The organism is Streptomyces sp. MA5143a, assembly GCF_900290235.1.
GTDB lineage: Bacteria > Actinomycetota > Actinomycetes > Streptomycetales > Streptomycetaceae > Streptomyces.
Map to the genome: position 1 here is coordinate 183,413 of NZ_OLMK01000043.1, position 13,521 is coordinate 196,933.

A 13,521-nucleotide genomic window follows, 5' to 3' on the forward strand; every position below is an offset into this window, starting at 1 on the left:
CCCTCACATCCGGAAGACGCCGAACTGGGGGTCACCCAGGGGCGCGTTGGCGCAGGCGGTCAGGGCGAGGCCCAGGACCTGGCGGGTGTCCAGCGGGTCGATCACGCCGTCGTCCCAGAGGCGGGCGGTGGCGTAGTAGGCGTTCCCCTGGCGCTCGTACTGGGCGCGGATCGGGTCCTTGAAGGACTCCTCGTCCTCCAGGGGCCACTGCTCGCCCCGCGCCTCCAGTTGGTCCCGCTTCACGGTGGCCAGCACGGACGCGGCCTGCTCGCCGCCCATCACCGAGATCTTGGCGTTGGGCCACATCCACAGGAAGCGCGGCGAGTAGGCCCGGCCGCACATCGAGTAGTTGCCCGCGCCGTACGAGCCGCCGACGACGACCGTCAGCTTGGGGACGCGGGTGCAGGCCACCGCCGTCACCATCTTGGCGCCGTGCTTGGCGATGCCGCCGGCCTCGTAGTCCCGGCCGACCATGAAGCCCGAGATGTTCTGGAGGAACAGCAGCGGGATGCCGCGCTGGTCGCACAGCTCGATGAAGTGGGCGCCCTTCTGGGCCGACTCCGAGAACAGGATGCCGTTGTTGGCGACGATCCCCACCGGGTGGCCGTGGATCCGGGCGAAGCCGGTGACGAGGGTCTGCCCGAACTCCGCCTTGAACTCGGCGAAGCGCGAGCCGTCGACCACGCGCGCGATGACCTCCCGTACGTCGTACGGGGTGCGCGAGTCGACCGGCACCGCCCCGTACAGCGTGTACGGGTCCACCTTGGGCTCGACGGCCGGTGCCACCGACCAGGGGAGCGGGCCGCGCGAGGGCAGTGTGGAGACGATGGTCCGCACGATCCGCAGGGCGTGCGCGTCGTCCTCGGCGAGGTGGTCGGTGACCCCGGAGACCCGGGAGTGCACCTCGCCGCCGCCCAGCTCCTCCGCGGTGACGACCTCACCCGTGGCGGCCTTCACCAGCGGGGGGCCGCCGAGGAAGATCGTCCCCTGGTCGCGGACGATCACGGCCTCGTCGCTCATGGCGGGGACGTACGCGCCGCCCGCCGTGCACGAGCCGAGGACGGCCGCGATCTGCGGGATGCCCGCGCCCGACATCCGGGCCTGGTTGTAGAAGATCCGGCCGAAGTGCTCGCGGTCGGGGAAGACCTCGTCCTGCATGGGCAGGAAGGCGCCGCCCGAGTCGACGAGATAGAGGCAGGGGAGGCGGTTCTCCAGCGCCACCTCCTGGGCCCTCAGGTGCTTCTTCACCGTCATCGGGTAGTACGTGCCGCCCTTGACGGTGGCGTCGTTGGCCACGATCACGCACTCGCGGCCGCTGACCCTGCCGATCCCGGCGATCACCCCGGCCGCCGGCGCCTGCCCGTCGTACATGCCGTCGGCGGCGAGGGGGGCCAGCTCCAGGAAGGGCGAGCCCGGGTCCAGGAGGGTGTCGACCCGGTCCCTCGGCAGCAGCTTGCCCCGGGCGGTGTGCCGGGCGCGCGCCTTCTCGCCGCCGCCGAGGCGGGCGGCGGCCAGCCGGGCGCGCAGCTCCTCGCCGAGGGCGCGGTGCGCGGCCTCATTGGCCCGAAACGACTCCGCCACGGGGTCCACCGCGGTCGTGAGCTCCGGTGCCTGGTCCATCGTGCGGTCCCCTCACCTTTGTTAATGAGCGTTAACGCATTTCCTCCAGGTTAACGACCGCTAACCTCCCTGTCTAGAATTGGCTCCATGGCCACCAGAACCGACGCCCCCACCCGCCGCGAGCAGATCCTCAAGGAGGCCGCCCGGCTGTTCGCCGAGCGCGGCTTCCACGGTGTCGGCGTCGACGAGATAGGCGCCGCCGTCGGCATCAGCGGCCCCGGCCTCTACCGCCACTTCGCCGGCAAGGACGCGATGCTCGCCGAACTGCTGGTCGGCATCAGCGGCCGGCTGCTGACGGGCGCGAAGCGCAGGATCGCCGAGGCGGACGGCTCGGCGGGCGCCGCCCGGGGAGCCGTGGGTGCCAGGAGCGCGGGGGGCGCCGGGATCGCCGGGCGGGCCGCTGGCGCCGGTGCCGCCGGGGGCGCTGGTGGCGCCGTGGCGGCCGGCGGTGCCGATGGTGTGTCGGCCGTCGGGGGCCCCGCCGGTGTGCGGGGGGACGGGGGCGGGAGTCGGCGGGATTCCGGGGCGTTGCTCGACTCGCTCATCGAGGGGCACATCGACTTCGCCCTCGACGACCGTCCCCTCATCACCCTGCACGACCGTGAGCTGGACCGCCTCCGCGACAGCGACCGCAAGCTGGTGCGCCAGCTCCAGCGGCAGTACGTCGAACTGTGGGTCGAGGTGCTCCGCGAGGTCTACCCCGCCCTCGCCGAGCCCGCCGCCCGCTCGGCCGTCCACTCGGTCTTCGGCCTCCTGAACTCCACCCCCCACCTCGGCCGCCCCGGCTCCCTGCCCGGCCGTGCGGCCACGGCGGAACTCCTCCACCGGATGGCCCGGGGGGCCTTCGCGGCGGCCGCCGACGGCGAGTGAGCCGACGGGTGACGGGCCGCGCGCCGCACGCCCCGCGAGGGCCGGGCGGGGCGCCCGGCGTGACGAGCGTTACCCCCTGGATTGTCTGGACGGTTGTTCGTACTCGCCGGTACCGTTGAGTCTGAGCAAGCGCTTAGCCAAGCGGAGTGCGGCCGTCGGCCCGGTTCCGCCGGCTTGCAGCCATGTGGGTGACAGTGGCGCCGGTTCGGGCGCAGAAAGGGGTCGGCCGTGCGCCGTACGGTGTTCAACGAGGATCACGAGGCGTTCCGGGAGACCCTGCGTGCCTTCATCGAGGCCGAGGTCGTCCCCGTCTACGACGAGTGGCTGGCCGCGGGCCAGGCGCCGCGCGACTTCTACTACAAGCTCGCCGAGCTGGGCGTCTTCGGCATCCGCGTGGACGAGGAGTACGGCGGCGCCGGCATCGACTCGTACAAGTTCGAGGCCGTGCTCTACGAGGAGACCGCCCGCGCCGGCATCACCTTCGGCGGCTCCGGCGTGCACGTGCTGCTCGGCCTGCCGTACATCAAGATGCTCGCCAACGACGAGCAGAAGAAGCGGTACCTGCCCAAGTTCGTCTCCGGCGAGGAGATGTGGGCGATCGCGATGACCGAGCCGGGCACCGGCTCCGACCTCGCGGGCATGCGCACCACCGCCAAGCTCAGCGAGGACGGCACGCACTACGTCCTCAACGGCGCCAAGACCTTCATCACCGGCGGTGTGCACGCCGACCGCATGATCGTCTGCGCCCGTACGGCCGCCCCGACCAAGGAGGACCGCCGCCACGGCATCTCCCTGTTCGTCGTGGACACCAAGGCCGAGGGCTACTCGGTCGGCCGCAAGCTCGACAAGCTCGGTCTGAAGACCTCCGACACCGCCGAGCTGGCCTTCGTCGACGTCAAGGTCCCCGTCGAGGACCTCCTCGGCGAGGAGAACAAGGGCTTCTACTACCTCGGCCACAACCTCGCCTCCGAGCGCTGGGGCATCGCCTACGGCGCCTACGCGCAGGCCAAGGCCGCGATCCGGTTCGCCAAGCAGTACGTGCAGGAGCGCGTCGTCTTCGGCCAGCCCGTCGCCGCCTTCCAGAACACCAAGTTCGAGCTGGCCGCCTGCCAGGCCGAGGTGGACGCCGCCGAGGCCGTCGTCGACCGCGCCACGGAGGCCCTCGACGCCGGTGAGCTCACCCCGGCCGAGGCCGCCAGCGCCAAGCTGTTCACCACCGAGGTCGCGCACCGCGTCATCGACCGCTGCCTTCAGCTGCACGGCGGCTACGGCTTCATGAACGAGTACCCGATCGCCCGCCTGTACGCGGACAACCGCGTCAACCGCATCTACGGCGGCACCAGCGAGATCATGAAGTCGATCATCGCGAAGGACATGGGTCTTTAAGGTCCGGGCAACAACCGTCCACTACAACTGACCCCATGAGTCAGGCACCACTTGTGGATCTCCTCGATCTGCTCGACCTGGAGCAGATCGAGGAGAACATCTTCCGCGGCCGGTCCCGGCCCGCCATCGTCCCGCGCGTCTTCGGCGGGCAGGTCGCGGCGCAGGCGCTCGTCGCCGCGGGGCGGACGGTCCCCGAGGACCGGCTGCCCCACTCCCTCCACGCGTACTTCCTGCGCACCGGCGACCCCGGCGCGCCCATCGTGTACACGGTCGACCGCATGAACGACGGCCGTTCCTTCACCGCGCGCCGGGTCGTCGCGGTTCAGCACGGGCAGCCGATCTTCGCCCTGTCGGCGTCGTTCCAGCGGTGGGAGGAGGGCCTGGAACACCAGGCCCCCATGCCGTCCGCGCCCGACCCGGAGACCCTGCCCACCGCCGAGGAACTGCTCCCGACGTACGGTCTCGACCCGGCCGTCCTCCGCAAGGCACTGGAGGCACGGGCCGCCGTAGACCTGCGCTACGTCGACGACCCGCCCTACGGCCGCTACGGCGAGCCCCGCGAACCCCGCTCCCAGGTGTGGTTCCGCGCCAACGGCAAGCTCGACGACGACCCCCTGCTGCACGTCGTGCTCGCGACCTACGTCTCCGACATGACGCTGCTCGACTCGATCCTGCTCGCGCACGGGCGCGGCGGCTGGGCCGTCGGCGACGTCGTCGGGGCGTCGCTGGACCACGCCATGTGGTTCCACCGGCCGTTCCGCGCCGACGAGTGGCTGCTGTACGACCAGGAGTCGCCGTCCGCGTCCGGCGGGCGCGGCCTCGGCCAGGGCCGCATCTACACCCGTGACGGCCGGCTCGCGATCTCCGTGATCCAGGAGGGCGTCGTCCGCGTCCCACGACCGAAGACGCCCTGAGCCCGCCGCCGGGAAAACCTAGTCCCCCGCCTGCTCCAGCAGGTACGCCGTCATCGGGTCGTAGTAGCGGGGGCTGATCACGTGGTCGTCGAGGGGGACCGCGACCTGGAGGGTGCCCTCGGCCTCGCCCAGGAAGAGGGCGGGGTCGTTGGAGTCCGCGTAGCCGACGGAGTCGATGCCGAGCTGGCCCGCGCAGCCCGCCCAGCCGTGGTCGGCGACCACCAGGTCGGGCAGCGGCCGGCCGGCGCCCTCCAGCCCGCGCAGGATCGCCCGCATCGGCTCGGGCGAGTGGGTGTGCCAGAGCGTGGCGCCGTGCTCCAGGACGGCCACGTCCGCGAACTGCATCACGTACCCCTCGTCCGTCTGGAGCCCGTCCGGGATCACGACGATCTCGCAGCCCGCCACGCGCAGCGCCCGCGCCGTCTCGTGGTGCACGTGCAGCAGACCGCCGGGGTGGCCGGTGGCGAACAGGACACGCTGCCCGCCCTCCGCCGCCTTGCGCAGCCGGGCCGCCATGCGCTCCAGCGCGTCGACCGTCAGATCGGGGTCGATGGTGTCCTGGCCGTAGCGGTACCCGGGGTCGTCGTTCACGCCGACGCGCTCGGCCATCACGGCCAGGACGTCCTGCTCGTCGCTCCAGCGGTCGCCGAGCTCCAGCCCGAGCCAGTAGTGGCGGTTGCCGTTGGCCAGTTCGCGGTAGTGGGAGAGGTTGTTCTCGCGCGGCGTGGCGACGTCGCCCGCGATACGCGTCCGTACGAGGTGTTCGACGAGCTCGGCGCGGCTGGGGGTCCCGGGTATCGGCATGCGTCCATTGTGAGGCAGACAACTGCGTCAGTCGCGGGCGTACCGTCCGCTGCGACCTGCGTCACTCTCCGTCGGCGGTCGTTCGCCCCGCCGGTTCACTCCTGGCGCAGCGCGAACCACAACTCCATCCGTACGTCCGGGTCGTCCAGGTCCGCCCCCAGCAACGCGGCGCAGCGGCCCACCCGTTGGCGGACCGTGTTGCGGTGCACGGCCAACGCGACGGCCGTACGGTCCCAACTGCCGTGCAACGACAGCCAGGTCCGCAAGGTCTCCACGAGCGCCGGGGAGCCGGCGAGCGGCGCCAGCAGCGTGCGGGCGTGGGCCGCGGCGTCCCTTGCCGGCACGAGATCGGCGAGCGCGGTACGGGACCCGTGCCGCACCAGCGCCGTCCGGGTGGCCCGCGCCCGGGCCAGCGCGCGGGCGGCCTGCGCGTCCGCGGACGGCCACGCCTGCGGGCCCGCCGGCGCGCTCACCCCGCAGGTCCAGCCCGGCTGGGCGGTGACCTCACGGCCGGCGGGGACCAGGACGCGTACGACGTCGCCGTGCGCGTCCACCAGCGCGGAGCCCAGGGCCGCGCCGAGCGCGCCGGCCATGAGGGGGTCGGGCGAGGACGCGTCGTCGGTCGGGCGGGCGTGCACGACCAGCCACGCCTCGGCCCCGCCCAGCAGGGGCGCGACGTCCTGCGGGGCCGCGCCGAGCAGCAGCCGCACCAGGGCGGACCCGCGGGCCGCGCCGGTGCCGCTCTGCTGCTCGCCGGTGAGCAGGGAGAGGAGCACGGCGGCCACGGAGGTGATCGTGTGGGTGCCGGGGTCGCGGTGGGGGGTGGCGACGGCCAGGGCGAAGCGAGGCGGTGAGCCGAGGGCGTGGGCGGTGAGGTGGGTGCCGGCGATGGTGTCCGTGGCGGAGGTGGGAGTGGGGGTGGGGGTGGGGGTGGGGGTGCGCGGGGAGAGCTCGGGAGGTTGCTGTGCGGGGGCGGCCGCGGGTGCGTCGTGGCTTGTCGCGCAGTTCCCCGCGCCCCTAGCGGCGACAGGGTGCACGACGGCTGCCAGGGCGGCCAGAGCCCGTGCGACCGTCTCCGCCGGATCGCGGTCCGTGGCTGCCGGTTCCGCACGTTCCGGTATGCGTCCGAAGGTCGCCACTGCCGTGCCCTCCGGGCCGTACAGGACCGCGCGGCCCTCGACGCGGCGGGCCAGTTGGCGTAGGACCGCGTGGACCGGGTCCGGGCGGGACGCGGCCGCGGCGAGGCTCTGCTGGGCCTCCGTGACGCGGCGGAGCTCGGTGTGTCTCGCCCGGGCCATCAGCTGCCAGACCGCTCGGGCGACCCCGGAGAACGTCGTGCGGGGCGGGACCTCGACCAGGGGCAGCCCATGGGTGTCGCAGGCGGCCACCAGGGCCGTCGGCACCGTGTCGTGCACCGGGGCGAGGCCGAAGCCGAGGGCCGCGCCGCCCGCCGCGACGATCCGGGAGACATACGCGTCGAAGTACGCGCCGGACCCGGCGGCCCCCGGGGTGTCCGCCCCCGTCGCGGCCTCCGGGATGTGCACGCCCGCCGTCAGCAGCAGCTCGCCGCCGAGCAGGTACGGGTAGGGGTCGGACAGCTCCGAGGTGTGCGCCCCGTGGATCACCGTGCCGCCGCCGGTCGGGCCCGCGATCTGCCGCAGCCCCAGGTCCTCGCGGGCGAGGAGGGCGGCGAGGGGCACGGGAGGGGTGGGCGGCACGGCCGGGACCGCCGCGTCCGACATGATGTGCGTTCCCTCCATCCGGAACGGCTCCAGTGGAGGAAACGTACACTTCGCAGCCGCTTCCCGGCCACCTACTGTCGAGGCACGCGCCCGCGCGCACCCGCACCCACCGGTATCCATCCCGCCCGTACCGGCATCCACCCCCCTGGAGAGGCACGCACCATGAGCAGCAACGAGAACCCGGCAGCCGGCGGCCGGCCCCGCGGTCCCGTCGACTCCTCCCGCATCCCCCGGTACGCGGGCCCCGCGACCTTCGCCCGGCTGCCGCGCCTGGACGAGGTCGGCGGACGGACCGACGTCGCGGTCGTGGGCGTACCGTTCGACTCGGGTGTCTCCTACCGGCCGGGCGCCCGCTTCGGCGGCAACGCCATCCGTGAGGCGTCCCGGCTGCTGCGCCCCTACAACCCGGCCCAGGACGCCTCCCCGTTCGCCCTCGCCCAGGTCGCGGACGCCGGTGACATCGCCGCCAACCCGTTCAACATCAACGAGGCCGTGGAGACCGTCGAGGCCGCCGCCGACGAGCTGCTCGACAGCGGGGCCCGGCTGATGACCCTCGGCGGCGACCACACCATCGCACTGCCGCTGCTCCGCTCCGTCGCCAAGAAACACGGCCCGGTCGCGCTGCTCCACTTCGACGCGCACCTCGACACCTGGGACACCTACTTCGGCGCCGAGTACACCCACGGCACCCCGTTCCGGCGGGCCGTGGAGGAGGGCATCCTCGACACCTCGGCCCTCTCCCACGTGGGCACCCGCGGCCCGCTGTACGGCAAGCAGGACCTCACCGACGACGAGAAGATGGGCTTCGGGATCGTCACGTCCGCCGACATCTACCGGCGTGGCGCCGACGAGGTCGCCGACCAGCTCCGCCAGCGCATCGGCGACCGCCCGCTGTACATCTCCATCGACATCGACTGCCTCGACCCGGCGCACGCCCCCGGCACCGGCACCCCGGAGGCCGGCGGCATGACCTCCCGGGAACTCCTGGAGATCCTGCGCGGCCTGGCCTCCTGCAACCTGGTCTCCGCCGACGTCGTCGAGGTGGCGCCCGCGTACGATCACGCCGAGATCACCGCGGTGGCCGCCTCGCACACGGCGTACGAACTCACCACGATCATGTCCCGCCAGATCGCCGAGGCCCGCACGGGGAACCCGGCCGGGTGATCCGCGGCAGGGACCACGAGGAGAAGGCAGCGCAGTGACCCACGACCACGACCTGGTACTCCGCCCGACGGCCGCCCAGCGGGAGGCCGCGCTGAACCCTCCGCCCGGCCGTACCGGCGGGGACCTGGTCGTGGAGACGCTGGCCGGGCTCGGCGCGACGACGGTGTTCGGGCTGCCCGGCCAGCACGCCCTCGGCCTGTTCGACGCGCTGCGCCGCTCCGACCTCAGGTACGTCGGCCTGCGCGTGGAGAACAACGCGGGGTTCGCGGCCGACGCGTACGGCCGGATCACCGGCGAGGCCGCGCCGCTGCTCCTGTCGACGGGCCCCGGCGCGCTGACCTCGCTGGCCGCGCTCCAGGAGGCCGCCGCGGCCTCGGCGCCCGTCCTCGCCGTCAGCAGCCAGATCCCGACGGCGGGCCTGGGCGGCGGCCGCCACGGCTATCTGCACGAACTCCCCGACCAGTCGGCCTCGTTCCGGGGTGTCGTCAAGTCCGTCCACACCGTCCGTACGCAGTCGCAGATCCCGTCGGCGATCGCCGCCGCCTGGGAGTCGGCGCTGACCGCCCCGCACGGGCCGGTGTGGGTGGAGATCCCGCAGGACGTGCTGCTCGCGGAGACGATGATCCCGGTGGTGACGGGAGGCGACGCCTTCCCCGAGGAGCTCCCGCCGCGCCCCGAACTGACGGCCGTGGCCGCCCATCTGCTGGCCACGGCCGCCCGCCCGGCGATCATCGCGGGCGGGGGAGTGGTACGGGCGGACGCGGCGGGCAAGCTGCGGCAGCTGGCGGAGCGGCTGTCGGCGCCGGTCGTGACCACGTTCGGCGGCAAGGGCGCCTTCCCGTGGACGCACCCGCTGTCGCTCCAGTCGTGGCTGGAGGACCGGCACACCACGGATTTCCTGGAGGACGCGGACGTCCTGCTGGTCGTCGGCTCGGGCCTCGGTGAACTCTCCTCGAACTACCACACGTTCACGCCGCGCGGCCGGGTCGTCCAGATCGAGGCGGACCTCGGCAAGCTGGAGTCGAACCATCCCGCGCTGGGCATCCACGCGGACGCGCGGCTCGCGTTGCAGGCGCTGCTGGAGACGATCGAGGAGCCCCGCGAGGACCCGTCGGCGCCCGAGCGGGTGCGGGAGGTCCTGGCGAAGGTCCGCGCACGCATCGACGGCCAGGAACTCACCCTGGAACAGGACCTGTTGGCGTCCATCCGCCGGGCCCTGCCGCCCCGGGCGCCCTCCTTCTGGGACATGACGATCCTCGCGTACTGGGCGTGGTCGGCGTTCGATCCGCGGGGCGCCAACACGATGCACTCCGCGCAGGGTTCCGGCGGCCTCGGCTACGCCTTCCCGGCGGCGCTCGGCGCGGCCGTCGCCGACCCGACGTCCCCCGTCCTCGCGGTCTCCGGCGACGGCGGCGCGCTGTACTCCGTCGCCGAGCTGGCCACGGCCCGGCAGTACGACCTGAACGTCACCTGGCTGATCGTCGACGACGGCGGCTACGGCATCCTCCGCGAGTACATGACCGACGCGTTCGGCGCGACCACGGGCACGGAGCTGACCCGCCCGGACTTCGTGGCACTGGCGGAGTCGTTCGGCGTGCCGGGGGTGCGGACGAGCCCCGAGACACTGGCGGAGGACCTGGCGAAGGCACTGGCCGCGCCGGGGCCTTCGGTGGTGGTGCTCCCGGCGGTGCTGCGGATGTTCGCGCCGACGCACCTGCGCTCGGACTGATCACCCGATCGGCCGGGCGCGACGACCTTCACGGGATATGTTCCGTGAGGTCCCGGGCGTCCCGGCCGGGCCGATGTCGGACGCGGCCATTACTCTGAGCCCGGAGAGGAGGACAGCGTGCTGCTGCGGTTCCGTGTCGCGAACGTACGGTCCCTGCGAGACGAACAGGAGCTGTCCTTCGTCGCGCCTGGCGACGAACAGGGCGGGTCGGCGAATCCGGTGGACCTCGCGGGTGGTGGATCCATCTCCGTCCTCCCGCTGATCGGCATCTTCGGGGCCAACGCCTCCGGCAAGTCGAACGTGCTGACCGCGATGACGGACATGCGCAACGCGGTCCTCAACTCCTACGCGCGTTGGGCCTCTTACGACGGCATCCCGCGCCAGGTCTTCGCCCTGGACCCCAAGAGCGAGAACGAACCCTCCTTCTTCGAGGTCGACGTCGTCATCGACTCGGTCCGCTGGACATACGGCTTCGAGCTCAGTGCCACCCGCGTCGAGTCCGAATGGCTGCACAGCTACCCGCTCGGCCGCCGCCAGGAATGGCTCGACCGCGACGCCTCGCGGCCGGATGTCTTCAAGTGGCCCGGTGGACGCGTCAGGGACCGGTCCCAGCTCGTACGTCGTACGCGGCCGAACGCACTGCTGCTCTCCACAGCAGGCACGGACAACCACCCGCAGCTCTCCCCGCTGTTCCACTGGTTCCGCCGTAACTTCTGGATGGTCAACCCGGAGGTCGAGCGCGACGAGCGCGCGCGGTACACCACGAGGGAGCTGTCCGGTCCGAGGGCCACCAGGATCCAGGAGCTGCTGAGGGTCGCCGACCTCGGCATCACCGGAGCGACGGTGGTCAAAGAGGGCCCAGGCCAGGACACGGTGAAGCTGTCGCACCATGCGGCTGCCGGAGACGTGTCCTTCGACTGGCAGGAGGAGTCCTACGGCACCCGGTCCTGGTTCGCCCTTCTCGGCCCTCTGCTTCTCGCCCTGGACGAGGGCGCGGTCCTGCTCGTCGACGAACTCGACGCCAGCCTGCACTCCCGCTTCGCAGCCGAGGTCGTCCGGCTCTTCCACGATCCGTACGCGAATCCCAAGGGCGCTCAGTTGGTCTTCACGTCGCACGACGCGACGGTGCTGACCACCCCGAGCGGTGAGCGGCTCCTCGACCCGGCGCAGGTGTGGCTGACGGAGAAGGACAAGGGCGGGGCGACCGCGCTGTATCCGCTCACCGATGCGGAACCGGGTGAGGACGAGGACCTCACGCAGTCCTATCTCGCGGGAGCCTTCGGTGGGGTTCCGGCCCTCCTGGAGGGGCAGATCGCGCGGCGGCTGATGGTGGCACGCGAAATCGGCAGGTACGACGAGACAGGCGAGCGAGCGGACAGGGCGGGGCGCGACTGATGGGGCGGGCGCAGAAGGGCAAGGACTCGTGGGAGCGTCCGGCCCGACGGGGCGGACAGCGCAAGCGCCAGGTCTTCGTTTTCACCGAGGGCAAGGTGACCGAGCCCTCGTACCTCGACATCCTCAAGGACAATGGCGTCCCCCTCGCCGACGAGGTCCCGGTGGAGATGCACATCGCCAACCGAAGGGCCGACAGCGGACGCAAACCGCTCGACCTCGTCGAGCAGGCGATCAGTCTGAAGCGCGAAGAGGACCGCAAGGCGAAGCGGGCCAAGCTGGAGGCGAAGTACCTGCCTCAGGTCTGGTGCCTCTTCGACCACGACAACTACAAGTACATTGGCGACGCCCTGACGCAGGCGAAGGCGGCGGGCATCGGAGTCGCCTTCTCGCATCCGTGCTTCGAGGTGTGGCGCCTCGCGCACTACAAGCCGGTCAGCGGCTCGTTCGCCGGGGTGTGCGACGGGGCGGCCGAGCGGCTCCCGTTCCAGCGGGGCTCGCAGGACGCCAAGACTCCCAAGGTCGTCCTGCCACACCAGGTCCTGGGCAGCTACGAGACGGCGCGGAAGAACGCCGAGCGGATGAATGGCCAGCATCCGGCGCATGTGAACAAGTGGGACAGGGACCCGTACACGGACGTGCATGTGTTCGTGGAGGAGGCACTGCACATCGACAGCTACTGACCCCTCTCGACCATGATCACGTGTGCTGATTTCGGTAGGAACCGAGCGGAGTCATAGGGTCTTTCCGTCATCTCAGGTCGGGTCGGTCGTAGGGAGCCTCGTACGTGGCCAAGCTCACACTCGCCCAGCTGGAACGGCATCTGTGGGCCGCCGCCGACATTCTACGAGAACCTGTGGGAGAAATACGGGCTTTCCTTCCGGGAGATCGAGCAGCAGCTGAGAGGACCGGTGGAAGGCGGCGCGGTCCCCGACTACCCCTGGTCCGAGCGGAGTGCCTGGGAGGTGATCGCGGACAGCCCGAACCCGTTGGCCAATCGGAACATGGCCGCCGACGTCATTCGCTCACTGATCGAAGCTGAGAAGGAAGTCGAAGGCGAGCTGGCCAAGCTGAATATCGATGAACTGCTTTCGCTCCTGGCGACAGTTGATCCTGGTGGTGCCGGTGGGGCGCGGCGCTGTCCGCTGCGCGAGGTGGTCCAAGCGGTGCGGCCCGGAGTCTTCCGCGGCACTGACGCACGGCCGGAGGTCCCGGTCCTTCGGCCGGCTGACCTGAGCGAACGGGAGCTCGGGGCGTCCGGGTTCCCCTCGGCCGCAACCGAACTCACACGGGGAGCAGTCCTGCTTCCCGGCGATGTACTGTTCGCCCCGGCCGACGCGACCGGGCGGTCGTACCGCGCCGCCGTGTGGCGAGGGGAGCGGGGCCAGGCGACGTACAGCCCCGGCGTTCTCTGCATCAGGCCCGACACCACCAGGCTGGTCGCCGACTACCTTGTGGCGTGGTTGATGCTTCCCGAAGTCCAGCAGCGCATTCACACGGTGGCGCGGTCCTCAGTCGGCCTGCAGTTCCTGAGTCCGTCCCGGCTGCTCGACGCGGAGATGGAGGTACCGAGCCTCGCGGCACAGGAAGCCTTCACCGGACGTCACGCGGCCATCACCCGGGAAAGGCGCGTTCGGCAGGCGCAGCTCGCCAAGCTTCGCCGCGTGAAGGGCATTCTCGTGGACAATCTCAGGCGATCGATGGCGTGATCGGCAGGATGGGAGCAATCAGCCGATCAGCGGCCGCATGGGGCGGCGCCCGCTTGAAGGGCCGGCCGACCGGGCGTTCACAATGTCTTCGTCCTGCGGGCAGCAGCCTGCTACAGGCCTGATTCATTGGGGCGCCGTCCGGTTCGACCGACCGCCGACCGACCGGCGCCGAGCCCATCGAAGCCCCGCCA

At 71.8% G+C, this 13,521-nt stretch carries 11 protein-coding genes; 8 read left to right on the forward strand and 3 right to left on the reverse strand.

All coding sequences use genetic code 11. The features are described from left to right. Positions 1 to 3: 3 nt before the first annotated feature. Positions 4 to 1,620, reverse strand: a complete 1,617-nt coding sequence (locus SMA5143A_RS20780) for a carboxyl transferase domain-containing protein (protein ID WP_107464386.1) — start codon at positions 1,618 to 1,620, stop codon at positions 4 to 6. Between the two features lie 87 nt (positions 1,621 to 1,707). Between SMA5143A_RS20780 and SMA5143A_RS20785 the strand changes: the two genes are divergently transcribed. From SMA5143A_RS20785 to tesB, 3 genes are all read left to right on the forward strand, one after another. Continuing rightward, a complete protein-coding gene (locus SMA5143A_RS20785; protein WP_107464387.1) occupies positions 1,708 to 2,490 on the forward strand; it encodes a TetR/AcrR family transcriptional regulator in 783 nt (260 codons plus the stop codon). A gap of 228 nt (positions 2,491 to 2,718) precedes the next feature. Beyond that, positions 2,719 to 3,876 carry an acyl-CoA dehydrogenase family protein gene (locus SMA5143A_RS20790; RefSeq protein ID WP_099964685.1) on the forward strand — a complete coding sequence of 386 codons (1,158 nt, stop codon included), beginning with the start codon at positions 2,719 to 2,721 and terminating at the stop codon, positions 3,874 to 3,876. 35 nt (positions 3,877 to 3,911) lie between these two features. Beyond that, a complete protein-coding gene (gene tesB, locus SMA5143A_RS20795; protein WP_107464388.1) occupies positions 3,912 to 4,790 on the forward strand; it encodes an acyl-CoA thioesterase II in 879 nt (292 codons plus the stop codon). 18 nt (positions 4,791 to 4,808) lie between these two features. On the opposite strand, the gene SMA5143A_RS20800 is transcribed toward tesB, so the two are convergent. Beyond that, positions 4,809 to 5,594 carry a phosphatase gene (locus SMA5143A_RS20800; protein WP_107464389.1) on the reverse strand — a complete coding sequence of 262 codons (786 nt, stop codon included), beginning with the start codon at positions 5,592 to 5,594 and terminating at the stop codon, positions 4,809 to 4,811. A gap of 95 nt (positions 5,595 to 5,689) precedes the next feature. After that, positions 5,690 to 7,336 (reverse strand): helix-turn-helix domain-containing protein, encoded by a 1,647-nt coding sequence (locus SMA5143A_RS20805; protein ID WP_258193642.1) that lies wholly within the window; start codon positions 7,334 to 7,336, stop codon positions 5,690 to 5,692. Positions 7,337 to 7,498: 162 nt separating this feature from the next. Here SMA5143A_RS20805 and speB point away from each other — a divergent pair, with 162 nt between their 5' ends. The 5 genes from speB to SMA5143A_RS20830 all read left to right on the forward strand — a co-directional run bounded on the left by speB (position 7,499) and on the right by SMA5143A_RS20830 (position 13,330). Next, positions 7,499 to 8,500, forward strand: a complete 1,002-nt coding sequence (speB, locus tag SMA5143A_RS20810) for an agmatinase (protein WP_107464391.1) — start codon at positions 7,499 to 7,501, stop codon at positions 8,498 to 8,500. A gap of 34 nt (positions 8,501 to 8,534) precedes the next feature. Next, on the forward strand, positions 8,535 to 10,229 hold the full coding sequence (locus SMA5143A_RS20815; protein ID WP_107464392.1) for a thiamine pyrophosphate-binding protein: 1,695 nt from the start codon (positions 8,535 to 8,537) through the stop codon (positions 10,227 to 10,229). 117 nt (positions 10,230 to 10,346) lie between these two features. Next, positions 10,347 to 11,624, forward strand: coding sequence for an AAA family ATPase (locus tag SMA5143A_RS20820; RefSeq protein WP_107464393.1), 1,278 nt, complete (start codon positions 10,347 to 10,349; stop codon positions 11,622 to 11,624). Continuing rightward, positions 11,624 to 12,304 carry an RloB family protein gene (locus SMA5143A_RS20825; protein ID WP_107464394.1) on the forward strand — a complete coding sequence of 227 codons (681 nt, stop codon included), beginning with the start codon at positions 11,624 to 11,626 and terminating at the stop codon, positions 12,302 to 12,304. The genes SMA5143A_RS20820 and SMA5143A_RS20825 overlap by 1 nt, the downstream gene beginning before the upstream one ends. A gap of 321 nt (positions 12,305 to 12,625) precedes the next feature. After that, positions 12,626 to 13,330, forward strand: coding sequence for a hypothetical protein (locus tag SMA5143A_RS20830; RefSeq protein ID WP_146193923.1), 705 nt, complete (start codon positions 12,626 to 12,628; stop codon positions 13,328 to 13,330). Positions 13,331 to 13,521 lie beyond the last annotated feature (191 nt).